Consider the following 22,822-nt stretch of genomic DNA (forward strand, 5'->3'; position numbering starts at 1 on the left):
CGCGTCACTTCAGCGCGGCCTCGGCCATCCGCTGCGGGAAGCCGAGAAGCAGCGCCACGATCCCCTGGGCCTCGTCGCCCTCGCGGAGCGCGGAGCGGATCCGTTGAGAGAAGATCTCAACGGAGATGATCAACACGAGGATGACGAGGATCGTCGCCATCATGTTGGTGAACGCGAACAGCCCCTGCTGGACGGAGAGCACGTTGCCGAGTCCGCCGCCGCCGATGATCCCGAGCGAGACGGCGATCCGGACGTTGATCTCGAAGATGTACAGCGTCCACGCGATGAAGGGCGTGGTCACCTGCGAGAGCATCCCGAACGTGATCGTCTGCGGCTTGTTCGCGCCGGTCGTCTCCATCGCCTCGATCGGGCCATCCTCGATCTCCTCGAGCTCGTCCGTGAACAGCCGGCCGAGGTTCCCGATCGTGTCGGTGGCGATCGCGAGCGTCGCGGTGACCGGACCGATCCCGCCGAGCGGGATGTAGATGAGCCCCCACACCAGCGCCGGGATGGCGCGGATGGAGGACATGATCCCGCGGAAGATGAAGTTAAACGGGAAGGGGGTGACGCGGCCGGAGCCGAGGATCCCGAACAGCAGCGCGAGCGGGAACCCCATCACCGTCCCGGCGAAGCCCATCGCGAGCGTGATCCCCGCCTCGCCGAGCAGCGGCACGTCGCCGCCGAAGCCGCCCCAGATCAGGTTCCGCTCCTGGATGAACGCCCAGTAGTCGAGGAAGCCGCTCGGGTCGATGAAGGGGAAGGAGGGCGCGAGGAACGGGAAGAAGTCGCGCAGTGCGTTGAGGAAGTTCGGGAGGTACTCCGGAATGTTCGCCGCGAAGAAGCCGACGGAGATCAGCGCGTAGTAGAACACGCCGGCGAGGGCGACGACCCCGACGGTCAAGACGAGCGCGCGGACCCGCCGCGCGAGGACGATCTCCTCGTAGCGGTCGCGGACGCGATCGCTGTAGCTCATCTCGGCACCCCGCTTTCGGCGGGTTCGGTGCCGCTCGAGGACGGGTCGGGCCCGTCGGCCGCCTCGCCCTCGGGCGCGAACATGCCCTCCGTGTCGATGTCGCCGTAGATCTCGTCTATCACGTCCATGTCGAACTCGTCGCGGTAGCCGTCGAACACCTTCTTCCCGTCGCGCAGCCCGATGAACCGCTCGCCGAACTTCCGCGCGAGGTTCACCTGGTGGAGGCTGATGACCGCCGAGAGGTCGCGTTCGCGCGCGGCGGTCCGGAGGTACCCCATCACCTGCTGGGAGGAGCCCGGATCGAGGCTCGCGACCGGCTCGTCCGCGAGCAGGATCGTCGGGTCTTGGACCAGCGCGCGAGCGATCCCGACGCGCTGTTGTTGGCCGCCGGACATGCGCTGGGCGCTCTGTTGGGCCTGATCCAGGAGGCCGACCGTCTCGAGGGCGTCGAGCGCCTGGAGCTTGTCCGCCTCGTCCTGCCGCTGGAGAAGCGAGTCGAGGAACGTGTTCCTGTTGAGCGAGCCGGTGAGCGCGTTGGAGTACGCGCTCATCTGGCCGATGATGTTGTGCTGTTGGAAGATCATCGCGACGTCGTCACGGGGACTCGTGACCGGCGTCTCGTCGATCCGTATCTCGCCCTCGGTCGGCGTTTCGAGGGCGTTCATACACCGGAGCAGGGTGGATTTCCCCGATCCGGAGACGCCGAGCACGATGACGAACTCGCCTTGCGGGATCTCGAAGGAGACGTCGTCGAGCGCGACCGTCTCGCCGAACCGCTTCGTGAGTCCGTCGACTGTGATGCGACTCATGAGAAGTGTAGTGACGGGGAGCGTTACGCGAGGTCCTCGAACTCGAGGCCCAGCTCGTCGAGCACGGTCCGGATCATCTCGTAGTCCTCGATGGTTCCCTCCTCGACGCCGGTGAACCAGAGCGGCTCGCCCTCGTAGTCCTCGCCGTGGCTGAGGTCGTCCTCGGAGACGTTCAGGATGGCCTCCTCGATCTCGCCTTTCACGGAGTTGTCCCAGTTGGACCGCGTCACGAGCGGCGCGCGCGGGATCGGGTCGGAGACGGCGAGCAGCTGGAGCTCGGTACCGGACTCCTCGATCTGGTCGCCCGCTCCCTCGTACTCCGCGGAGATGTCGACGAAGTCCTGGGACATCTCCTCGAACTGTTCCTGGGGAACGTACGGCGCGGAGGAGAACGCGCCGGTTGTCGCCGCCATCACGTCGTCCCGCTGGACCATCTGTTCGCGGGCCGTCGTGTGGTCGGAGTACTCCGCGTCGAAGGCCTCCGCGTCGCCGTCGGGCGCGTTCCCGATGTCGAGGCCCGCGTCCTGGAGCATGGTGAGCGGGACGAGCGTGCCGGACACCGAGAGGATGTCGCCCATGTAGATCAGCTCGCCCTCGAGGTCGGTCAGGGACTCGATGCCGCTGTCCGGCGTCGTCGTGGTCGTCGAGAAGTACTGGGCCGCGCCGTAGGCGATCCGGATGCCGACGATGTCGAGGATGTCCTCGCCCGCGATGACCGCCGACGGCGAGATGTCCGCGATCTCACCCTGATCGTTGCGCATCGCCTGGAGCGTCGCGGTGTAGCTCTCCGCGCGGTCGGGCTCGATCTCGACGTCGACCTCGGACTCGAGGTACTCGAACATCGGCTGGTACTGCCGTTCGATCTCGACGTCGGCCTCCGCCGGGTTCAGGATGAACTGCGCCGTGGGCGTGGATTCGGTGTCGCCCGCCGTTCCCCCGTCGGAGCCGGAGCCGCCGTCTCCGGATCCACCGCCGCCGGTACACCCGGCGAGGCCGACGACCCCGCTCGCCCCCGCCGTTTTAACAAACGTCCGTCGGTTCGCCGACCACCTGTTGTCGGACATACACCGGGGAATCCGGGCGACGGGACTAATCGTTTTCTATGTTCACTAGGGACGGCTTCCCTGAAAACGGTTCTCACGCCGCGCGCGTCCGGAGATCGAACGGATCGCGTGGACCGATCGGATCGGTCGTGGCCCTCAGAACTCGCCGAGTCGCGACTGGCCGCCGGAGCCTCCCTCCCCCTCCGCGGCGACGCCGCTCAGTTCGCCCGAACGGGCGATCGTCTCGAAAAAGCCCTCGCGCTGGCTCCGGTCGTACAGCGTCGCCGCCGGGTGGACCGAGAGGAGGACGCGCCGCGACTCCCCGCCGATCCGGGCGTCGACGACGTCGCCCGACTCGGCCGTGATGCGCACCGAGCGACCGAGCAGGTGCTCGCTCGGGACCTTCCCCAGCGTCACGATCAGTTCCGGGTCGAGTCCGGCGATCTCCGCCTCGAGGTGGCCGCGACAGTTCGCCAGCTCCTCGGTCGTCGGGTCGCGGTTCTCCGGGGGACGACACCGCACGCAGTTCGTGATCCGCACGTCGGCCCGCGCGAGCCCCGCGTCCCGCAGCGCCTCGTCGAGGACGTCGCCCGACCGGCCCACGAACGGCTCGCCCTCCTCGTCCTCGTTCGCGCCGGGACCCTCGCCGACGAACAGCAGGTCGGCGTCCGTCGGGCCGACGCCCTCGACGATCCGGCTCCGCGACTCGACCAGCGCCGGGCATCGTTCACAGGAACCCACGCGCAGATCGGAATCCAACGCGCCGTCTCCGGGGCCGTCCCCGAGCGCGCCGTCGCCGGAGTCGGCCGCGTCGGCCCCCTCTCCGTCCTCGCTCATGTCACCGACTCCGGGAGCGGGGCGTATAAGTTCGGACGGTCTCACCCGGTCTCGTCCTCGACGACGACCGCCCGGAGGTCGTTCACGTTCGTCCCCGTCGGGCCGGTCCGAAGCAGGGCGTCGGCCTCGGCCAGAAGCGGGGCCGCGTCGTGGCGGTCGAGCGCGTCCCGCGCGGCCGGCGCGTGGAGCGTCGTCGCGTCGACGATCCCGCCCGCGGCGTCGCTCGCCCCGTCGATCCCGTCGGTGTCGACGCTCGCGACGACCGACCCCTCCCGGTCGAGTTCGATCCCCGCGCTCGCGACGAGTTCGGCGTTCGGCCCGCCGCTTCCACTGTCACCGGTTCCGTCCGCGAGGGTCACGGTCGTCTCCCCGCCCGTGAGCAACACCGCGGGCGGGGAGACGGGCCGGTCCTCGGCGGCGCACGCCTCGGCGAGTTCGGCGTGCTCGCGGCCCGCGTCGCGCGCCTCGCCCGCGACGTCGTCCGCGACGACGACCCCCTCGTACCCCCGGTCGCCGGCGGCGGTCGCGGCGGCGTCGAGGGCGGTCCGCGCGTTGCCGACGACGACGGTTCGCGCGCGATCGAAGGCCGGATCGTCGGATTCCGGCGTCTCGGGGCGCTCGCCGGCGGCCCCCGCGCGGAGGTGATCGCGGACGGCGGCGGGGAGGTCGAGCCCGTACCGCTCGACCACCTCGAGCGCGTCGTCGTACGTCGAGGGGTCGGGAACGGTCGGGCCGCTGCCGATCACGGCGAGGTCGTCGCCGACCACGTCGCTCACGGCGAGCGTGACGACCGTCGCGGGGGCCGCCGTCCGGGCGAGCAGCCCGCCCTTGACCGCCGAGCAGTGCTTCCTGACCGCGTTGATCTCGTCTATCGACGCGCCGCAGGCGAGCAGGGCGTCGGTGAGCTCGCGCAGGTCGTCGACGCCGATCGGGTCGGCCGGGACGGCGAGGAGCGCGCTCGCGCCGCCCGTGACGACTGCGACGACGAGGTCGTCCGGACCGGCGGCCGCCGCGGCGTCGACGACGCGGCGCGCGTGATCGACGCCGCGCTCGGTCGGGAGCGGGTGGTCGCCGGGGAGAACGTCGAGCGAGCGATCCGCTCCGGACGGCTCCGTGGACTCCGGGGACGCCGGCTCGTCCGTGATCACCGTCCCGCCGGCGAACCGGTCGCAGAGGGGGTCGCCCAGTCGGTCTGCGAGCGCCGTCGCGACGCCGTCGGCCGCCTTGCCGGCTCCGACGATCCGGACCGATCCGTACGCGTCGAGGTCGTACTCGGCCGCCTCGCCGTCGACCGCCGCGACCCGGAGGGTCCCGTCCGCTACCGAGACCGCGTCGGCGACGACGTTCGCCGGGAGCGCCGCCTCGATCCCCGCGGCGAGACAGTCGAGCGCGACGCCGTGAGCCGGCGTCGAGACGATCCGGTCGCGGTCGCGGAAGGTGACCTCACCCATGGCGGGGCCGTGGGCGGCCGGGGACAAATAGCCGCGCCATCGACCCGACACGTTATATGCTAACAGCCCAACGAAGGGTAGATGCACCGAACGCGACACGCGCACCGCGGAGCCGCGGTGGTCGAACCGTCCCGAACCGCCGGTGACGGGTGATCGCCATGGGTCCGAGCGCGTCCGACGACGGGAGCGACGCCGCGGGTCGAACGGAGCGCGGGGACGGCGACGGGAACGGGGACGATCCCGCCGCCGCGATCGACCGCGAGACGGTCCTCCGTCGGGCGCTGGGCGGGGGCGTCGTCGGCGCGGCGTGGGTCGCCGGGCTGTTCGCGGCCGCGCCCCTCGTCGGCGGGTTCGGGATCGAGCCCGTCGCCGAAGGGGTGATCGCGCTCTCGCCCGGCTGGCTGTCGACGATCGCGATCGACCTCCTCGGGTTCTACGCGACGCCGACGCTCGTCGCCGGCCTGGTCGCCGCCGTCGTCGTCGCGGCCGCGGCCGTCGGGGTCCTCCTCCCCGTCGCGGCCGATCGGGCGGGAGGACCGGCGGACGAGCGGACGGGGAACCGGTCGATCCCGAACGCCCTCCGGGCGCGGACCGGCTCCGCGGTCGCGGCGGTCGCCGTCGCCGCGACGCTCCCGCTGTTTCTCGCCGTCGGCGCGGGGATCTCCCTCGCGCTCGTCGTCGGCGTCGCCGTCGCCGTCGTGCCGCCCGCGCTCGTCGCCCGACGGGTCCGGGGAACCGACCGGCTTCGGGGGCGACGGGGGTTCCTCCGGCGCGTCGGCGGGCTCGCGGTCGCGGGGAGCGTCCCCCTCGCGGGACTCCGGTTCCTGTTCGGTCGGCTGGGCGGCCCGGAGGAGAGCGAGCGGGTCGCGGAGCCGCTCGAGCGGTCGGTGTCGCCGCCGAGCGGGGACCCCGGGTTCTACTTCGGGACGATGCCGCCCGCGGTCACGCCGCCGGCGGACCACTACGTCGTCGACGTGAACGTGAACCCGCCGGTGGTCGATCCCGAGTCGTGGAGCCTCGACGTCGACGGGGCGGTCGCGGAGCCGTACTCGCTCGCGTACGACGACCTGGTGGGCCACGAGGAGAGCCTCGAGCAGACGACGACGATGGTCTGTATCTCCAACGAGGTCGGCGGCGACCTGATCGGCACGGCCCACTGGACCGGGGTCCAACTGTCCGACCTCGTCGCGGCGGCGGACCCGGCCGAGGGCGCGGTCGACGTGGTCACGCACGCCGCCGACGGCTACAGCGAGGCGATCCCGATGGAGATCGTCGAGCGCGACGACATCCTGATCGCCTACGGGATGGGCGACCGGACGCTGGAGACCGAACACGGGTTCCCGGCCAGACTGCTCGTCCCCGGTCGGTACGGCATGAAGATGACGAAGTGGATAGAGCGGATCGAGGTCTCGGGCGCCGACCACGAGGCGTACTGGGAGGAGCGCGGCTGGGACGAGGAGGCGGTCGCGAACACGATGTCGTACGTGCGGACCGGCGTCCGCGACGGCGACCGGGTCCTCGTCGGCGGGGTCGCGTTCGGCGGGCTGGAGACCGGCCTCGAGGAGCTGGCGGGCGTCGAGGTCAGCGTCGACGGCGGGGAGACGTGGAACGCGGGGGAGCTGGAGCCGCAGATCGCCCCGCACGCGTGGCGGCGCTGGCGGTACGCGTTCGACGCGCCCGACCGGACCGAGTTCGACGTCGTCGTCCGCGCGGTCCGCCGCGACGGGACGGTCCAGACCGAGGAGCGGACGGGGCCGCGGCCGGGCGGGTCGACGGGGTGGCACCGGCGGACCGTCGAGGTCGCGTCGAACTCAGAATAAGGAAGCGTCGGGAACCGCCTCCCGGTGGGCGCTCGCCGCAATCGACGCGACCCGGAGCGGCTCGGGCCGGCGGAACCCCTCGCGGACGAGCGACCGGACGATCGCGGCGGCGCGGTCGTCGGCGAGGCCGACCGCGCGAACGAAGAGGGGATCGGACGTATCCGACTCGATATCCGCCGAGTTCGACCCCCCGAGTTCGACCCGGCGACGGGGCGGCAGCGACCGGTAGACGGCCAGTCGCTCCGCGAGGTCGTCGCCGTCGGCGTCGTTACCGGCACCGGCGTCGTCGCCCTCACCGCCGCCGAACGCCTCCCGAAGGGCGGGTTCGAGTCCGGGGCTGGCCTCGTAGCTCACCGCGGAGACGGGGCGGTCGAGCTCCTCGCGGATCCGGCGTAAGTCGAGGAGGTTGAACCACGCGGGCGCGACCCCGGCGATACAGACGTGGCGAACGTCCTCGCGGTCGAGGTCGGCCACGAGGTCGACGACCGCGTCGGTGGCGTCGGTGCCGCCGACGGTACACGCGCCGTAGGCCAACCCGTCGAGGGTGGCGTCGGCTCGGAGGACCGCGCCGGCGATCCGGCTCACGCGGTCCCCGTCGGAGAAGGCGACGCCGAGCGTCCGGCTCGGCGGATCGGTCACGAGTTCGAGAACGCCTCGCGGTCCGTCACGTCCCTTCGGATTTGATCTCCTGAAGCCGGTCGAGCAGTTCGTCGTTCGACGCGCCGGGCTCGTACTCGACGGACCCGTCGTGGGTCTCCTGGGCGGCTCGGACGCCGTCGTCGTCGTCGAAGTCCGCATCCAGGTCCTGGTTCTCCTGTTCGGATTCGTCGTAGCTTCCGAAGCCCATGTGTACTCGGGAATAGTGGACCGTAGCGTATAAATCCCGTGGCGGATCAGTAGTCGGGCGATTTCGTCGGCGGCTCGCGACCGCGGCGCGGTCGCACACGTTTTTGTCCGGCGGGCCGGGTAGTGCGTACATGGAGCCGATCACCGTCACCGCCGACGCCGAGGAGTTCACCTGCAACGCGTACCTGGTTCCCGGGGAGGCGACCACCCTCGTCGACGCGGGGACGATGCCGGGGGTCGCGGACGTGATCGCCGAGCACGTCGACGAGCTGGACCGCGTCGTCCTCACGCACCAACACCACGACCACGTCGGCGAGCTCGACGCGGTCCTCGACCGGTTCGAGCCACGACTGCTGGCGGCCGCCGACCACCCGCGCCGCGACGTGGCTCTCCGCGACGGCGACGAGGTGCTCGTCGGGAGCGAGCCGTGTACGGTCGTGGAGACGCCCGGCCACGCCGACGACCACGTCTCGCTCGTGGGCGACGAGCGCGTCTACACCGGCGACGTCGTCGTCTACAACGACGGGGCGTTCGACGACGGCTCGTTCGGCCGGACCGACATGGCGGGTCAGTCGCGCGAGCGCCTGATCGAGAGCCTCCGTACCCTCCTCGAGCGCCTCCCCGACACGGTCGAGGCGATGTACCCCGGCCACGGCGACGTCTACCGGGCGAGCGAGGGCTCCGACACCGTCCGGGAGGTGATCGAGCGCGCGACCGAGCGGGCCGAGCGCCGCGAACCGAAGTACCCCGAGGAGTGAGGGACGGCGGCATACGCTCTTAAGTGTCACACGGTCGAACCGGGTGGCATGGACCTGTCGACGGCCGTCACGGCCACCGTTTCGACCCTCCGACGGCGACCGGCGGACCTACTCCCGTTCTACTTCCTCGGGACCGCCGTCCCCGTGATCGCCCGCACAGTCCTCCTCGTCGCGCTCGCGGGCGCGTACCTCCACGCCGAGCTCACCGGACGGCTCGACGCCGCCGGCGAGGCGCTCGCGGGAACCGACCTGACGCCGCCGGACGTGGAGGATCCGGAGGCCGTCCAGCGGTGGGCCGAGGGACTCGCACCCGCCCTCGAGCCGCTCGTCTCGCCGACCGCGGTCGCGCTCGTCGCCGTCGGGAGCGCGGCCGCGGTCCTCCTCGCGGTTCTCGCGTACGCGGCGGTCTCGGCCGGTCAGATGAGCGCCGTGATCGCCCGGCTCCGGGGAGAGCGAGGGTTGACCGCCGGTATCGCCGGCGTTCGCGGTCGTTGGCTCACGTTCCTCGGGCTCTACGTCGCGGAGCTCCTGTTGTGGCTCGGCGTGATCCTGCTCGCGAGCGTCGTCGTGGGCGTCGCGTCGCTCGCCGGCGGGCCGCTCGTCGGGGCGCTCGTCGGGCTCGTCGCGTTCGTCGTCGGAGGGATCGCGCTGCTCCTCGTGCGGATCGTCTTCGCGTTCGCCCCTCCAGCGATCGTCGTCGACGACGCGGGCGTGGTCGAGGCGGTCGAGGGGGCGGGCGGGTTCGTTCGCGCGAACCCGGTCGACGCCATCGCCTACCTCGTCGTCGCCGTCGGCGTCGTCGTCGCGATCTCCTCGGCCGCGTCCGCGCTGGCGTTCCTCGGCGGCGGCGCGGTCGTCGCGCTCGCCAGCGCGGTCGTCGCCGCGCCGGCGTTGGACCTCCTCAAGACCGTCCTCTACGGCGACCACCGGGGCACGGTCGACCCCCTGGATCCCCCGGAGGCGGGCGTGCGCGCGCAGGTCACCGGCGGCGTCCGCCGCGGCGTGGGCGAGACGCTCGCGTTCGTCCGGCGGACCCCCGGCACGCACCTCCTCGTCGCCGCCGTCGGCGTCGCGGGCGGCGTCGCGGGCTGGACGCTGGCCGAGCCGTTCGTCGGGATCGTCCCCACCTCGATCGAGGCGCGGCTCGCGGGGCACCTCCCGCCGGCCGCGGCCCTCGAGTTCTTCGGGAACAACTGGACGGTGACGATCGCCACGGCGTTCGGCGGCGTCGCGCTCGTCCTGCCCGCGCTCTCGTCGATCGCGTTCAACGGGGTCGCGCTCGGCGCGATCGCCGCGCTGGAACAGAACCTCCCCGCGCTCGTCGCGTTCGTGGTCCCGCACGGGCTCCTCGAGATCCCGGCGATCGTCGTCTCGGGCGCGCTCGGGGTCCGGCTTGGCGTCGTCGCCTGGCGGGCGTTCCGGGGACGGCTGAGCCGCGTCGGGTTCGCGGACGCGATCGAGAACGCGTTCTGGGTGACCGTCGGGATCGGCGCGTTCCTCGCGGTCGCCGCGCTCATCGAGGGTTTCGTCAGCCCGTACTACTGGCGGCCGTTCCTCTAGCGGCGAACGACGGGGGCGACGACCCGACGCCCACACGTTCAAGTCGATCCGGGTCGAATCCTGACCCGTATGACCCGACGCGATCCCCTCCAGGACATCGAGGAGCTGTTCGAGCGCATGGACCGCGAACTCGAGAAGCTCGGCACGGGCCTCGAGGTGCCGACCGACTCGAGCGTCGACGTCGACGTGATCGAAGGCGGCGAAGAGGTCACCGTGCTCGCCGATCTGCCGGGGTTCGACGAAGAGGAGATCAGCGTGGAACTCAGAGACGAGACGCTCACCGTGGGGGCGACGCCGGGCGGCGAGGCGGACGCGGGCGACGCGAACGCGACGAGCGCGAGCGACGCGGACGACGCGAACGACGGGGGACGCTACCACCTCCGCGAGCGGCGTCACGGGTCGGCCTCCCGGCGGATCCCGTTGCCGGCGGCGGTCGAGCCGGGCGGGGCGAGCGCGACGTACGACGCCGGCGTGTTGACGGTCACGCTGCCGAAACGGTCCGCCGCCAGCGCGAGCGGCCACCGGATCGACGTCAACTGATCGCGGGATCCCGGCCGAATTCGATCGAGTTCGCCGCGTGCCACGGCGGCAGTTAGCAACCTTCCATCCCGATTTAATAGCTCAGCGAGCCTCTCTAGGGGCGAACAACGATGAACGGATCCAACCCCTTCGAGGAGATAGAGCAGTTCTTCGGACGAAGCCCCTTCGGCGAGGGGTTGACGGGTCGCCGCGGCCTCCGGACCGCCGACATCGACGTGGCCGAGTACGACGACGAACTCGTCGTGATGGCGGACCTGCCCGGATACGACCGCGAGGACATCGACGTCCGCGTCGACGACGACCGGCTCACGATCCGCGCCGAGCGCGACGCGGAGCACGAAACGGGGGACGGCGAGACGGGCGACGGAAACGGCGGGCACCGGTACCTCCGTCGCGAGCGGCGTCACGAGTCGGTGACCCGGACGATCGACCTCCCGACCGGCGTGGACCCGGAGGGCGCGGAGGCGACGTACCGGAACGGCGTCCTCACCGTTACCCTGCCCAACAGGCGGGACGACCGCGAGGACGGCCACCGGATCGACATCGAATAGCGGATCGTCCGCGAACGGGGGGTGGCACGGAACGGTATCCGACCCTCGCCAAACGATCCGACGATCGGTCAGTACAGGCAACAGAGTGAGCGGTCGCGGTGCGGTGGCGCGCCGGTGAGCGCCCGATAGGGCGCGAACCCGACCGCGAGGGACGCTGCGAACGAAGTGAGCAGCAAGGCTGGGGAGGCGTGAGGTGCGGGGCGGTGCTGGGCGCTGCAGGGTGGGACTCAAAGAGGCAGCCGGCTCCGGGAAGACGGCCGACGCAAGCAGCGTGGCGCTACGCGCCACGGGCAGCCGGCGGCGGAGCCGCCGGCGACACCGCAGGAGCGAGCAACGCGAGCGACGAGGAGCACAGCGAGGCCCTCGACCGGAGCCGGCTGGGGCTTTGAAAGAGTTCACTGCGCCAGAAACGATCGTGTTTCTATCAGAGTAAGACCATCTGTAGCACCCGTACAGTAGCATGCTCGACGCGCCGGATCACGCCCTCGTCGAACGGCGAACGGGACCGGACCGCTCCGAAACGGTTCGATCGAACTCCCGCGTCACGCCGAACTCCTTCACGTCGATAGCTTCTCCACGACGGGAATGCTACGACGTGGCATGGGCGACGTCGATCACGCCGCGGAGCGCCGACGACTCGTCGAGCACCTCCGGCGACGGACCGACGCGAGCGATCGGACCCTGTCGGCGATCGCCGCCGTCCCCCGCCACGAGTTCGTTCCGGAGGAGGACCGCTCGCACGCGTACGCGGACCGACCGCTGCCGATCGGCCACGGACAGACGATAAGCGCGCCGCACATGGTGGCGGTCATGGTCGACCTCCTCGAGGTCTCCTCGGGGGACCGGGTGTTCGAGGTCGGCACGGGCTGTGGCTATCACGCCGCGGTCGTCGCCGAGATCGTCGGTCCCGGGAACGTCTACAGCGTGGAGTACGTCCCGGAACTCGCCGACGCCGCTCGCGAGCGGCTGGATCGACTGGGATACGACGTGACCGTGCGAGCCGGGGACGGACGGACCGCGTTCGAGGAGTGTGCCCCCTTCGACGCCGCCTACCTCACCTGTGCCGCTCCGGGGGAGGTTCCCGGCGAGATCGTCGAGCGGACGCGGATCGGGGGCCACGTCGTCGCCCCCGTGGAGTCGAACGACGACGGGAGCGGCCTCCTCGGCAGCATCGGAGCCGGTCGATCCGGCGCGAGTCAGCGGCTCGTCCGGCTGACCGTCCGCGACGACGGCGTCGACCGCGAGGACCACGGCGGGGTGCGGTTCGTCCCGATGCGGTGAGTCGCGGATTCCGCCCGTTACGCCACCCCGCGCGGAGCGTGCGGTTTTAGACCACGGACCGCCGAGAACGGGCATGGACGAAGCGGCGCTCCGGGCCGACATGATCGAGGGGCTCGAACACCAGCTCGGCGAGCCCCTCGGCGCGTCGGTGCTGTCGGCGCTCCAGACGGTCCCCCGCGAGGCGTTCGTGGACGACGCGCCGTACGCGAACGACGCGAGCGAGGAGGCCGGAACGCGGGCGCTCGCGCCCGCGACCGTCGCGCGGATGCTTGCCGCGGTTGACGCCGAGGAGGGAGACGACGTGCTCGTCGTCGGGGCCGGTATCGGCTACACGAGCGCCGCGCTCGCCGAGATCGTCGGCGCGCGCCACGTCCACGCGATCGACATCGACCGACGCGCCGTCCACCTCGCCCGCTCGAACCTCGCGGACGCCGGCTACGACGCCGTCCTCGTCGACCGCCGCGACGGCGCGGGAGGGCTCCCGGAGTACGCCCCGTACGACCGGGTCCTCGTCGAGGCGGCCGTCGTGACGCCGCCGCGGGCGCTCCGCGACCAGCTCGACGAGGCGGGTCGGATCGTGTACCCGCGCGGAGCCGGTGATCAGACGATCGTCGCGATCGAGCCGGCCGACGGCGTCGAACCGACCGATCGCGTCGACCGCGCCGGGAACGACGACCCCGCACCCGACGGCTTCCGAACCGTCGAGGAGGCGGGACCCGCGCGGCTCCGTCCGATGCTCGTCGACGGCGAACAGGCCGGAGTCGAGCGGAACCGGACACGCCGCGAGGACGCCGAGTTCGCCGAGCAGGGGTACTTCGCGCGAACCGGCTGGGAGCAGGAGTGGATCGACTGGGACGAGCGGCTGTGAGAGCCTACTCCGCGACGACGAGCACCTCCGTGTTGCCGCGCTCGTCGACGAAGTCGCTTCCCGCGGGCGGTTTGACGTCGATCGAGAGCGTCCCATCGAGCTGATTCGATCCCAGCGTCGGCGACACGTCGACGCTGGCGATCCCGTCCGAGTCGGACTTCGCGGTAGCGAGCCCGTCGAGTCGTGCGGAGCCGCCGCGGACGATCACCGTCGCGTCCGAGACGCGGTTGCCGTCCGGGTCGACGACCGCGACGTCGAGCGTCTGTGACCCCGGCGTCGTCACCTCCGGCTGCGGCTGCGCGTCGATCTCCGTCGACGAGAGCCCGTCGATGTCGCCGATCATCCCCATCATCACGCTGAGGCTCGCGACGCCGACGACGAGGGCGATCACCAGCCTGACCGGCAACCCCTCGATCGCGCGGCGGTCGTCGAGAAACGATCCGACACCGGCCTTCGAGTCCGACGTGTCCGACTTCGAGTCGAGCATACGACCGGTGGCCGCGGATTAGTATATAAGTAGTCGGTCGGGATCGGGAGAGCAGTTCCGTTGAGACCCGATCGGTCGGATATGGAATGAGCTGAAACAGCCGCTATATTTCGAGTGCTAGTGGTACGGGTGTTACAGGTGGTCTTACTCTGACAGAAACGCGATCGTTGCTGGCGCGGTGAACACGTCCAAAGCCCCAGTCGCGAGGACTCGATGCGCTCGCTGTGCTCCTCGGTCGCTCGTTTCACTCGCTCCCTGCGGTGCTTGCTTCGCGCGTCTTCGCCCTCGCGACTGCCCCTTTGAGTCCCACCCAACCACAACCGCCCCGCACCTCACGCCTCCCCAGCCTCGCGGCTCGCTCCGCTCGCCGCGTCCCTCGCGGACGGTTCGCGCCCTCCGGGCGCTCACCGGCGCGCCACCACTCCGGCGATCGCTCTTGCTTCGGCTGTACTGATCGGAGCCAGTCAAAGCGTATTATCCGCTGAGGATCTCGACGGATCCAAGCAAGCGAGTCACCGTCCTCGCCGCCGCGCGACGGCTTTTATTCGATGCCGCGCGATCCCGCGCATGAACGTTCTCGGACGGGACGACGACGGAGACGGAGCGGATGACGGGGAGAACCCATCACCGGCGACGGTCCGTCTCGGCTCCTTTCTGGCGCGGGACGGCAGCGACGGGGCGGCCGTCGGGGTCGACGCCGACTCCCCGCACGCGGCGGTGGTCCTCGGGAAACGCGGCACCGGGAAGTCGTACACCCTCGGCGTCATCGCGGAGGGGCTCGCGGACGCGACCGGGGTCGCTCCCGTCGTCGTCGATCCGATGGGCGTCTTCGACGGGCTGACCGAGGCCGGCGGACGGGTCGTCGATCCCACGATCCGACCGACCGAGGTTCCGGCCTCGGTCTGGCCCGACCTCGTGGGACTCGACCCCGCGGGCGGCCCCGGAAGCCTGTTGTGGCGGGTCGTCGCCGACGCGGTCGAAACCGCGGGAGTCGACGGCGATTCCCCGTCGATCGACGCGCTCCGGTGGGCCGTCTCGGAGGCCGACGCCCCCGACCGAACGCGCCGGGCGGTTCGGAACCACCTCCGGCTGGCGGAGTCCTGGGGCGTCTTCGACGAGGCCGCCCCGCCGGTCGCGTCCCTCGTCGCGAGCGGCGAGCCGACCGTGATCGACCTGTCGGGGGTTCCCGAGGCCGCCGCCGGGGCGGTCGTCCGCGCGGTCGCCCGCGGGTTGTACGACGCGCGAGTGAACGGGACCGTCGACCGGCTTCCCTGGCTGCTCGTGGACGAGGCGCACGCCTTCTTCGACGGCGTGGCCGACCCGGCGCTCCGGACACTCTTGACGCGCGGCCGCGCGCCGGGCGTGTCGCTCGTCTGTGCGACGCAGCGGCCGAGCGCGCTGCCGGACGTCGCCGTCTCGCAGTCCGACCTCCTCGTGGCACACCGGCTCACGGCCGGCCCCGACGTGGACGCGCTGGCGACGGCTGAGGCGACGTACCTCGCCGGCGACCTCGCCGCCCGGCTGCCCACCGGCACCGGCGAGGCGCTCGTCGTCGACGACGCGAGCGAGACGGCCCACGCGGTCCGCGTGCGGGAGCGGCGAACGCCACACGGCGGCGGAAATCCCCGCGCCGGCGACACGGAGGCGGCCGAGCGGGCGACACGAGCCGAGCGGGCGGCACAGGCCGAACGGGCGACACGAGCCAAGCGAGCGACGGGGACCGGGCGGATCGCGCCGACCGAGCACGGCCGGTGAGCATCGGAACGCACAACTCGGTCCGCCCGGAGGGACGGCCATGGAACGAACGGTTCCGGGGATCGGTCTCGTCGCGCTCGGCGGGTTCGTCGGCGCGCTGGCGCGGTACGGCGTCGACGTCGCCGCCGGCGACGTCACCGGAGCCGGAACGCTCCTCGTGAACGTCGTCGGATCGTTCGCGCTCGGGGTTCTCGTCACCCGGGCGGTCGGTCCGCGGACGCGCCTCTTCCTCGGAACCGGCGTGATCTCCTCGTTCACCACGTACAGCACCTTCGCGACCGACGCCGTCGCCCTCGGCGCGGTCGGCGGGACGGCCTACGTCGCCGCGAGCTACGGCCTCGGGTTCGCGGCCGCGCTGGCGGGGCTCGCCGTCGGGAGGCGACGGTGACGGCGGCGAGCCCGCTTCTCGGAGCGGTCGCGGTCGGCCTCGGCGGCGCGGCGGGCGCGACGTGTCGCCACCTGGTCGGCCTCGCCGTCTCCGGACGCCGGTCGCTCGTCGCCGTCAACGTCCTCGGGAGCCTCGCGCTCGGTGCCGTGCTCGCCGCTCCCGTCGGCTCCGCCGTCGCGCTGGGGATCGGCGTCGGGTTCTGCGGCGCGTTCACGACGTTCTCGTCGTTCGCGGTCGAGACGGTTAGCGCCGCGGAGAGCGGCGAATCCGGGGTCGCCGTCGGGTTCGCCCTCGGCGTCCTCCTCGCGGCGGTCGCCGCGGTCCTCCTCGGAGCGGCGATCGTCGCCGTCGCAACGCCGTGACGCCATCGCGACGACGGCACTCGTCGACGCGGTACCCGCGACGGGAGCGACAGGTACAGGGCGGACCGGGGCGTACGACGCGGCGTGAACGACGACGCCGACGCACCGACGGAGTCCGCGAGGGAGGACGGCGGATCCGGCGTCACGGACGCGAGCGAATCCGACGCTCCGAGCGACGTCGCCGACGTGGACTTCGCGGACCTCTCGCTGCCACAGCGGGTGTTCGTCGCGGCCGTCCAGAACCCGACCCGGGGCGTCGTGGTCGCGGTGCTTCTCGCCTTCGGGTTCTCGTTTTACATCGCGTTCTGGATGGCGTTCCCCCGCGTCGCCGCGCTGTTCTCGGCGGTCGGCGTCGTCGTCGTCCTCGTCCTGCTCGGGCTCTACTACCTGACCCGCGTCCTCGACCGCGCTTGACCCGACCCGCGACGTCGACTCGACCGGACCCGACCGCGCTTGACCCAACCCGCGACGTCGACCGATTCGGCCGGCCTCACGGACGCGGCTCGTAGAACTCCCGGAGGTCCCTCCCGAAGCGGTCGGCGAGCGTCGCCACGGCGTCGCCGACGAGCACGTCCCGGTGCGTGAACGCCGGCTCGATCTGCGCGCCGAGCGCGACGTCGCCGGCGGCGTCGCTCTCGAGATATCCGCGGACCGTGGTGAACTCCCGCTCGCGCTCGACGACGTACCGGTTCCCGTCGATGAACGGCCCGTACGTGTCGGGATCGACGTCGTCCGCGTACGACTCGTAGAAGCGGTCGGCGTGTTTCCGCACGGCGACCGGCGGCCCCTCGTGGCGCTCGACCGCAGGCCGGGTCGCCGTCTCGACCTCGACGTACAGGGCCGCCCGCTCGTCGCGGGCGTTTCCGTCGCGGGCGCTCCCGTCGCGGACGCTCTCACCGCCCCCGTCGCCGCCGTCCGCGACCATCGCCCGAGCGCGGAGCGCGTCGAAACCGTGCTCGTTCAGGCCGCGGACGACGCCGTCGAGCGACCGTCGGAGCTGGGGCCACAGCTGGTCGTCGACGACGTCCGGGGCGTCGAAGACGACGGCGACCGGCGTCGTCTCGCGTCTGTCGAGGTGATCGCGGACCTCGCCCGCGTCGAGCGGCTCGGGAGCCCGCGGCTCGAACAGCGCCTCGCGGGGCGTCGCGAGCAGGTCCCGGGCGTAGTGTTGAAATCGCGCCAGGTTCGCCGCCGACAACACCGCCGCGACGTTGCGCGTCGGGTCCGTCGGATCGACGACGACGAGCGGGTCCTCGAACGTCCGTTCGGCGTGCCCCTCGGGGTCGAACTCCACCGGCGGGTGCCAGCTCCGGGCGGACTCGACGAGCGGGACGAAGCCGCCGAGCTCGGCGACGAGCAGTTCGGTGAGGTATCCCGAGAACCCTTCGGTCCGGAGGTCGCTCCCGTACGCGCCGACCCCCTTGAGGAACGCCTTCGCGAGGACCACGTCGCCGGCGAGGTCGTCGTCGAGCCGCTCCGTGAGGTACGCGTCGTGGAAGGGCGTACGGTCGACGGCGGAGATCAGATCGCCCGCCGTCTCGATGTCGTGACAGGGGACCAGGTCGACGTCGAACCCCTCGAAGACGCCCTTCACGTAGGGGTGTTCGGCGTACTCCTCGTGGCCCTCCGGGAGGACCGCGTGGCCGACCGCGAGCCCGTACTCCTCGAGCTCCTCGCGGTCGAGGTTCGGCGGGAACCGAACGAAGAGGTCGATGTCGCGGTCGCCGGAGACCCACGTTCCGCGCGCGGTCGAGCCCACCTGGACCACGTCGGCCTCGACCGGGAGGTCCGCGATCGCCGCCCGGGTCCGCTCGGTCAACTCGGCGGCCGTCGCCCGCAGCCGCTCGCGTTCCTCCGCGTCCGGCAGGGCGCGCTCACGGACGCGCGACAGCACCGCGTCGAGGTCGGCCATACACGGGCTTCTCGCGGTCCGGCCGAAAGCGTGTCGGTCGTCGAGAGTGGGAGGGGAGAGCCCTCGAGCCGGGTCGGGCGGAAACGAAAGCCCTATCAAAACCACGCGAGTACGATGAATCAAGCCGAAGTAGCTCAGTTGGTAGAGCGCCTCGCTGTTACGACGATCGGCGGTTTTCCCCCGAACGTCGCAGTCACGAGGCGGTCCCAGGTTCGAGTCCTGGCTTCGGCGTCCTTCCTACGCTTCCGATGACGACCACGCGTTTTGTACGATGACGGCACAACGCGTCGTATGTCGCGTTTCGAACAGTACGATCGCCTCGGAGAACCACAGAAACGCGGACAGGCCACGGAAGCGATCGTCACGGCAGAACTGATCGCCCGCGACGTTTCCGTGCTCACCCCGGCGTACGATAACGAACCGTACGACCTCGTCGTCAGGATCGACGACGAGTTCTATCGGCTACAGATCAAAACGGCGTACGACGGGAGAAACGACGGTACAGTGGAGTTTCGGACTAGAAGCGTCCGGACGAAAAGCGAGGGATACGAACGCGAGGGCTACGAGGGGGAGATCGACTACTTCGCCGTCCTGAATGTCCGGATGGAAGAGGTGTATCTCGTTCCGATCGACGACGCGGGAGCGGCAACGACCACCATCCGGTACGAACCCGCCGCGAACAACAACCGTACGAACGTCAACTGGCACACGGAGTACCGACTCGACGCGGTTCTCGACGGGCTCGGGTCGGAGTAATGCGGTAACCTAAAGAACGTTCCTCCAGTACCAGAGATCGACGTGGGCCTTTAGCTTAGTCTGGCTCAAAGCCCTCCGCTCATAACGGAGTGATCGCCGGTTCAAATCCGGCAAGGCCCATTTTCGAGGCAGTCGTTCCGGAATCGTGAACGCTACTCCAAGAGGTCCACCAGCCCGTTCACGTCCTCGAGAACCGCGTCGGCCCTCGCCTCGCTGAACGCCCGCGTTCCGTCCTCGCCGGTCAGTCCCCCGGTCAGGACGCCGACCGCGTAGTAGACGCGCGAGTCGTCCTCGAGGTCCGCGTTCCGGGCGGTCCGCACGTCGTCGAGGGTGTCGCCCGCGAACGCGACCCGCTCGGCGTCGAACCGCTCGGCGAGTTCGACGAGCGCCCGCGGGTGCGGCTTCCCCTCCTCCCAGTCGTCCATCGTGAACCGGTGGGTCTCAGGAATCTCGAGCCCGACGCGCTCCAGAGCGATCTCGGCCTCCGCGGCGGGCCGCCCAGTCAACACGCCCACGTCGAAGCGATCGGTCAGGTCCGCGATCGTCGCCGGATCGACGAGCGTCGGCTCGTCGTGGATGTACCCCGTCGTCGACACCGGCGGGTCACCGCCCTCGAGATCGCGGTACAGCTCCTCGCCGAGGTACAGCGCCTGGAACACGTCGTGGAGGCGGTCCGTGTCCCACTGGTCGCGAACCCGCGCCTGCGCGACGTTGGGGAGGTCGGCGACGACCCGTTTCGCCGCCGCGAGGCCGCCACCCTCCTCGTCGGCCGCGATCCGGTCGGTGAACGCCTCGACGTCCATCCGGAGCCCCTCGCGGCGGGCCAACACGAAGAGGGCGGCCGCGTACGTCAGCTCCCAGTCGTTGTTGAAGCCGCCGGCGTCCTTGAACGACTGGATCGCCTCGCGGTCGATGGTCTTGCCGCAGACGCGGTCGACCGACTCGATGATCGCCCGGCGGTAGGAGTCCGCGACGTCGACCAACACCCCATCGATGTCGAGCACGACGGCGTCGACCTGCATACCGGTAGGCCGGCAGGGGGCAAAATGAACGTTCGGGTTCCCGCGGTTCGCTCCGTGGAAGGCGAGTCCCGCGGAAACGAATCAGGGGAACGAGTCGCCGGGAGCGCGCGCGACGTACAGCGTCGTACCCGGGATCGACCGGCGTCGTACGGGGACGACCGGCTCCTCGAACCCGAGCGTGGTGAACAGGCAGGCGGCGTCGAGGCGGGTCGCCAACTCGAGGGCGGGGCGTTGAAGCTCCGCCGGGAGGCGGCGGGCGTACACCGCGTCGACCCCCGCCGCGTCCTCGTTCCCGATCGCGAGCGCCGACGACGGATCGGCCGCGTCCGCGAGCGCGACCACGTCGCCGCGGCGGACGCGGAGCGAGCCGTCGACCCGCGGGTCTTCGTCGCCGGAGCCGTCGACCTCGACGTCGATCGCGATCACGTCGCGGCCGCGGTCGGCGAGGTTCCTCGCGACGCCGAGGCGGTCGCCGCAGCCGACCTCGAGGAGTCGGTCGAACCGATCGAGTTCGGCGACGAGCGCACGACGTGAGGGGGATTCCACGGCGGGGGGTTTATGACCGCGGCGGTCAAAAGTCGTTCCATGCTCGTGGACATCGTGCCCGTCGGGGAGGTTTCCCCGCGAGTGAAGCGGGAGGCCTCCGCCGTGCTGCGGTCGGTATACGACTGTGACGTGACGGTCCACGACGACCAGGCGGTTCCGGAGACCGCCTACGACGACGGCCGGGGCCAGTACCGCGCGGAGGACCTCATCGAGGTCGTGGGTCGCGTCGGCGGCGGCGAGAAGAACATCGGGATCACGCCGCAGGACCTCTACTACCGCCGGCGGAACTACGTGTTCGGGCTGGCGTACCTCAACGGCAGCGGCTCAGTCATCTCGACGCACCGGCTCCGGACCTCCTCCGACGGCGGCGTGTCGACGAAGCCCGCGATCGACGTGTTCGCCGACCGCGTCCGCAAGGAGGTCGTCCACGAGATCGGTCACACCCTCGGTCTGGAACACTGCGACAACAGCAAGTGCGTGATGTCCTTTTCGCCGACGGTCCGCGAGGTCGACGTGAAAGAGGAGAACCTCTGTGGCACCTGCTCGCGACACGTCCGGTGAGAGGACCGTCGCCGGTGGGTCACGCCGACCCGCTCCGCCGGTAGAGGTAAACCCCGCCCGGTCCATGTTCGGGACATGGCCGCAAAGTCGGAGTACCGCGACCGGCCGGACGTCCAGGTCGCGCTGCTCGACGCGCTGGTCGACCGCGGCGACGAGGGGATGACGGTTCTGGAGCTCCGGGCGGCCGTCGACGCCGACATCGACGCGGTCGAGGACGCGCTCTCGGCGCTGAAGGAGGACTCGCTCATCACCGTCGAGAGCGGCGATCGCGTCCGCGTCTACCCGCACGACCGGGTCGTTCCGGACTCCGAGCCCGACGAATCGAAGCCGACCGGCGGGCTCCTCGAAAGCATCAGAGAGCGGCTCGGACTGTAGTCCTCGAGGGGGATCCGACCGCCCCGCCGCCCGCGAACCGCGACCTTTTGGCCGTGCCGCGACTGGAGGGAGCCATGACGCTCGTCTCCGACGCCCACGACGGTCACGGCGCGCGCTATCGCGACCGCGGCGGCAGACAGGTCGTCGACCACTACGGCAAGCCCGCCCGCGTCGGGAAGGCCGTCCGGAACGTCGTGGGCGCGATAGAGATGGGATACGGCGTGCTCTCGGTCACGGGCGAGGACCGAGTGGAGTTCGTCGACAACGCCGTCAGCAACCGCGTCCCCGCCGAGGACGGCCGCGGCGTCTACGCGCTGTTGTGCGACCCGCAGGGCGGGATCGAGACGGACATGTACGTCTACAACGCCGAGGAGCGGCTGCTCGTCTTCGTCCCACCCGAGCGCGCCGAGCCCGTCCGCGAGGACTGGGCGGGGAAGGTGTTCATCCAGGACGTCGAGATCGCCGACGTCTCCGCGGAGTTCGGCGTCTTCGGCGTCCACGGCCCGAAATCCACGGAGAAGATCGCCTCCGTACTGGGCGGGCCGGGCGCGCCGGAGGAGCCGCTGTCGTTCGTACGCGGGTCGATGGTCGACGCCGGCGTCACGGTGATCGCGACCGACGCGCCGCTCGGCGAGGAGGGGTACGAGGTGGTGTGCGGGGCCGGGGACGCCCCGGACGTGTTCGACACGCTCGTCAACCGCGGGCTCAACGCCGCCCCGTTCGGCTACCGGACGTGGGACGCGCTCAGCCTCGAGGCGGGCACGCCGCTCTTCGAACACGAACTCGAGGGAACGATCCCGAACGTGCTCGGGATCCGCAACGCCCTCGACTTCGAGAAGGGGTGTTACGTGGGCCAGGAGGTCGTCTCCCGCGTCGAGAACCAGGGCCGACCGAGCCGCCGGCTGGTCGGACTCGCGCTCGACGGCCTCGTCGACGATCTCGCCGGGATCGACGGCGACGCGGACCCCGACGGCGTCACGGACCGGCTTCCCGACCGCGGCGCGGCCGTCTTCGCCGGCGACGCGGCGGTCGGCGAGGTGACCCGGGCGGTGGTCGGCCCGGCCCTCGAGGAGCCGATCGCCTTCGCGCTCGTCGACTTCGACGCCGCGGCGGAGTCGGTCACCGTGCGCGTCGACGGCGCGGAGGTCGATGCGACCCGGACCGACCTCCCGTTCGTCGAGGGAAGCGCCCGGTCCGGGCGGCTGCCGACGTACCCGAGCGACTGAGAGGACCAAACGCGGTGGCGCGCCGGTGAGCGCCCGGAGGGCGCGAACCCGACCGCGAGGGACGCTGCGAACGAAGTGAGCAGCGAGGCTGGGGA

26 protein-coding genes and 2 tRNA genes are annotated in these 22,822 nt (G+C 71.1%); 17 read left to right on the plus strand and 11 right to left on the minus strand.

From position 1 onward, the window contains the following. Nucleotides 1-4 precede the first annotated feature (4 nt). From phnE to AXA68_RS01235, 5 genes are all read right to left on the minus strand, one after another. Nucleotides 5-973 (minus strand): phosphonate ABC transporter, permease protein PhnE, encoded by a 969-nt coding sequence (gene phnE / locus AXA68_RS01215; protein ID WP_066411728.1) that lies wholly within the window; start codon nucleotides 971-973, stop codon nucleotides 5-7. Further along, nucleotides 970-1,782, minus strand: a complete 813-nt coding sequence (locus tag AXA68_RS01220) for a phosphonate ABC transporter ATP-binding protein (protein ID WP_066411729.1) — start codon at nucleotides 1,780-1,782, stop codon at nucleotides 970-972. The genes phnE and AXA68_RS01220 overlap by 4 nt, the downstream gene beginning before the upstream one ends. 23 nt (nucleotides 1,783-1,805) lie before the next feature. Further along, entirely contained in the window at nucleotides 1,806-2,846 is a 1,041-nt protein-coding gene (locus AXA68_RS01225) for a PhnD/SsuA/transferrin family substrate-binding protein (RefSeq protein WP_066411731.1), read from the minus strand. Nucleotides 2,847-2,981: 135 nt separating this feature from the next. Further along, nucleotides 2,982-3,662, minus strand: a complete 681-nt coding sequence (locus tag AXA68_RS01230; protein ID WP_080505129.1) for a uracil-DNA glycosylase — start codon at nucleotides 3,660-3,662, stop codon at nucleotides 2,982-2,984. A 41-nt stretch (nucleotides 3,663-3,703) separates the two neighbouring features. Next, on the minus strand, nucleotides 3,704-5,113 hold the full coding sequence (locus AXA68_RS01235) for a glycerate kinase type-2 family protein (protein ID WP_066411733.1): 1,410 nt from the start codon (nucleotides 5,111-5,113) through the stop codon (nucleotides 3,704-3,706). 158 nt (nucleotides 5,114-5,271) lie between these two features. Here AXA68_RS01235 and AXA68_RS01240 point away from each other — a divergent pair, with 158 nt between their 5' ends. Then, nucleotides 5,272-6,933 carry a molybdopterin-dependent oxidoreductase gene (locus AXA68_RS01240; protein ID WP_066411736.1) on the plus strand — a complete coding sequence of 554 codons (1,662 nt, stop codon included), beginning with the start codon at nucleotides 5,272-5,274 and terminating at the stop codon, nucleotides 6,931-6,933. Here the strand turns inward: AXA68_RS01240 and AXA68_RS01245 are convergent. Both AXA68_RS01245 and AXA68_RS01250 read right to left on the minus strand, forming a co-directional pair. Next, on the minus strand, nucleotides 6,925-7,572 hold the full coding sequence (locus tag AXA68_RS01245; RefSeq protein WP_066411737.1) for an endonuclease dU: 648 nt from the start codon (nucleotides 7,570-7,572) through the stop codon (nucleotides 6,925-6,927). The genes AXA68_RS01240 and AXA68_RS01245 overlap by 9 nt on opposite strands. 25 nt (nucleotides 7,573-7,597) lie before the next feature. Further along, complete coding sequence (locus tag AXA68_RS01250) at nucleotides 7,598-7,780, minus strand: DUF5786 family protein (RefSeq protein ID WP_066411739.1); 183 nt, start codon at nucleotides 7,778-7,780, stop codon at nucleotides 7,598-7,600. Nucleotides 7,781-7,910: 130 nt separating this feature from the next. Between AXA68_RS01250 and AXA68_RS01255 the strand changes: the two genes are divergently transcribed. The 6 genes from AXA68_RS01255 (at nucleotide 7,911) to AXA68_RS01280 (ending at nucleotide 13,337) form a co-directional block, all read left to right on the plus strand. Further along, on the plus strand, nucleotides 7,911-8,537 hold the full coding sequence (locus AXA68_RS01255) for an MBL fold metallo-hydrolase (RefSeq protein ID WP_066411741.1): 627 nt from the start codon (nucleotides 7,911-7,913) through the stop codon (nucleotides 8,535-8,537). Nucleotides 8,538-8,585: 48 nt separating this feature from the next. Beyond that, on the plus strand, nucleotides 8,586-10,097 hold the full coding sequence (locus AXA68_RS01260; RefSeq protein ID WP_066411744.1) for a stage II sporulation protein M: 1,512 nt from the start codon (nucleotides 8,586-8,588) through the stop codon (nucleotides 10,095-10,097). Nucleotides 10,098-10,166: 69 nt separating this feature from the next. Continuing rightward, nucleotides 10,167-10,637, plus strand: a complete 471-nt coding sequence (locus tag AXA68_RS01265) for an Hsp20/alpha crystallin family protein (protein ID WP_066411745.1) — start codon at nucleotides 10,167-10,169, stop codon at nucleotides 10,635-10,637. A gap of 110 nt (nucleotides 10,638-10,747) precedes the next feature. Continuing rightward, complete coding sequence (locus AXA68_RS01270) at nucleotides 10,748-11,188, plus strand: Hsp20/alpha crystallin family protein (RefSeq protein ID WP_066411748.1); 441 nt, start codon at nucleotides 10,748-10,750, stop codon at nucleotides 11,186-11,188. 600 nt (nucleotides 11,189-11,788) lie between these two features. Further along, nucleotides 11,789-12,469: a protein-L-isoaspartate O-methyltransferase gene (pcm, locus tag AXA68_RS01275; RefSeq protein ID WP_066411751.1), complete on the plus strand. Its 681-nt coding sequence runs from the start codon at nucleotides 11,789-11,791 to the stop codon at nucleotides 12,467-12,469. 73 nt (nucleotides 12,470-12,542) lie between these two features. Then, a complete protein-coding gene (locus AXA68_RS01280) occupies nucleotides 12,543-13,337 on the plus strand; it encodes a protein-L-isoaspartate O-methyltransferase family protein (RefSeq protein ID WP_066411754.1) in 795 nt (264 codons plus the stop codon). Between the two features lie 4 nt (nucleotides 13,338-13,341). On the opposite strand, the gene AXA68_RS01285 is transcribed toward AXA68_RS01280, so the two are convergent. Then, a complete protein-coding gene (locus AXA68_RS01285; RefSeq protein WP_066411758.1) occupies nucleotides 13,342-13,824 on the minus strand; it encodes a DUF7382 domain-containing protein in 483 nt (160 codons plus the stop codon). Between the two features lie 567 nt (nucleotides 13,825-14,391). Here AXA68_RS01285 and AXA68_RS01290 point away from each other — a divergent pair. The 4 genes from AXA68_RS01290 (at nucleotide 14,392) to AXA68_RS01305 (ending at nucleotide 16,743) form a co-directional block, all read left to right on the plus strand. Continuing rightward, complete coding sequence (locus tag AXA68_RS01290; RefSeq protein ID WP_080505130.1) at nucleotides 14,392-15,579, plus strand: ATP-binding protein; 1,188 nt, start codon at nucleotides 14,392-14,394, stop codon at nucleotides 15,577-15,579. Between the two features lie 40 nt (nucleotides 15,580-15,619). Further along, complete coding sequence (locus tag AXA68_RS01295) at nucleotides 15,620-15,967, plus strand: fluoride efflux transporter FluC (protein WP_066411765.1); 348 nt, start codon at nucleotides 15,620-15,622, stop codon at nucleotides 15,965-15,967. Further along, nucleotides 15,964-16,329, plus strand: a complete 366-nt coding sequence (locus AXA68_RS01300) for a fluoride efflux transporter FluC (protein WP_066411767.1) — start codon at nucleotides 15,964-15,966, stop codon at nucleotides 16,327-16,329. The genes AXA68_RS01295 and AXA68_RS01300 overlap by 4 nt, the downstream gene beginning before the upstream one ends. An 84-nt stretch (nucleotides 16,330-16,413) precedes the next feature. Then, nucleotides 16,414-16,743, plus strand: a complete 330-nt coding sequence (locus AXA68_RS01305) for a hypothetical protein (RefSeq protein WP_066411770.1) — start codon at nucleotides 16,414-16,416, stop codon at nucleotides 16,741-16,743. Nucleotides 16,744-16,819: 76 nt separating this feature from the next. Here the strand turns inward: AXA68_RS01305 and cca are convergent, their stop codons facing one another. Beyond that, nucleotides 16,820-18,241: a CCA tRNA nucleotidyltransferase gene (gene cca, locus AXA68_RS01310; protein ID WP_066411773.1), complete on the minus strand. Its 1,422-nt coding sequence runs from the start codon at nucleotides 18,239-18,241 to the stop codon at nucleotides 16,820-16,822. A 123-nt stretch (nucleotides 18,242-18,364) separates the two neighbouring features. On the opposite strand from cca, the gene AXA68_RS01315 reads away from it, so the two are divergent. From AXA68_RS01315 to AXA68_RS01325, 3 genes are all read left to right on the plus strand, one after another. Then, nucleotides 18,365-18,472, plus strand: a tRNA-Asn gene (locus AXA68_RS01315). A 60-nt stretch (nucleotides 18,473-18,532) separates the two neighbouring features. After that, complete coding sequence (locus AXA68_RS01320) at nucleotides 18,533-18,997, plus strand: group I intron-associated PD-(D/E)XK endonuclease (protein WP_066411774.1); 465 nt, start codon at nucleotides 18,533-18,535, stop codon at nucleotides 18,995-18,997. Nucleotides 18,998-19,041: 44 nt separating this feature from the next. Beyond that, nucleotides 19,042-19,117: transfer RNA gene (locus AXA68_RS01325), tRNA-Ile, on the plus strand. 32 nt (nucleotides 19,118-19,149) lie between these two features. On the opposite strand, the gene AXA68_RS01330 is transcribed toward AXA68_RS01325, so the two are convergent. Together AXA68_RS01330 and AXA68_RS01335 are read right to left on the minus strand one after the other, a co-directional pair. After that, entirely contained in the window at nucleotides 19,150-20,019 is an 870-nt protein-coding gene (locus AXA68_RS01330; RefSeq protein WP_066411783.1) for a TIGR01548 family HAD-type hydrolase, read from the minus strand. A gap of 81 nt (nucleotides 20,020-20,100) precedes the next feature. After that, complete coding sequence (locus AXA68_RS01335) at nucleotides 20,101-20,565, minus strand: UPF0146 family protein (RefSeq protein WP_066411794.1); 465 nt, start codon at nucleotides 20,563-20,565, stop codon at nucleotides 20,101-20,103. A gap of 39 nt (nucleotides 20,566-20,604) precedes the next feature. Between AXA68_RS01335 and AXA68_RS01340 the strand changes: the two genes are divergently transcribed. The 3 genes from AXA68_RS01340 to ygfZ all read left to right on the plus strand — a co-directional run bounded on the left by AXA68_RS01340 (nucleotide 20,605) and on the right by ygfZ (nucleotide 22,727). Further along, nucleotides 20,605-21,126 carry an archaemetzincin family Zn-dependent metalloprotease gene (locus AXA68_RS01340; RefSeq protein ID WP_066411799.1) on the plus strand — a complete coding sequence of 174 codons (522 nt, stop codon included), beginning with the start codon at nucleotides 20,605-20,607 and terminating at the stop codon, nucleotides 21,124-21,126. A 75-nt stretch (nucleotides 21,127-21,201) separates the two neighbouring features. After that, nucleotides 21,202-21,501 (plus strand): DUF6432 family protein, encoded by a 300-nt coding sequence (locus AXA68_RS01345; RefSeq protein ID WP_066411814.1) that lies wholly within the window; start codon nucleotides 21,202-21,204, stop codon nucleotides 21,499-21,501. 74 nt (nucleotides 21,502-21,575) lie between these two features. Further along, nucleotides 21,576-22,727, plus strand: a complete 1,152-nt coding sequence (gene ygfZ / locus AXA68_RS01350) for a CAF17-like 4Fe-4S cluster assembly/insertion protein YgfZ (RefSeq protein ID WP_066411816.1) — start codon at nucleotides 21,576-21,578, stop codon at nucleotides 22,725-22,727. The last annotated feature ends 95 nt before the right edge of the window (nucleotides 22,728-22,822 follow it).

The organism is Halorubrum aethiopicum (assembly GCF_001542905.1).
Taxonomy (GTDB): domain Archaea; phylum Halobacteriota; class Halobacteria; order Halobacteriales; family Haloferacaceae; genus Halorubrum; species Halorubrum aethiopicum.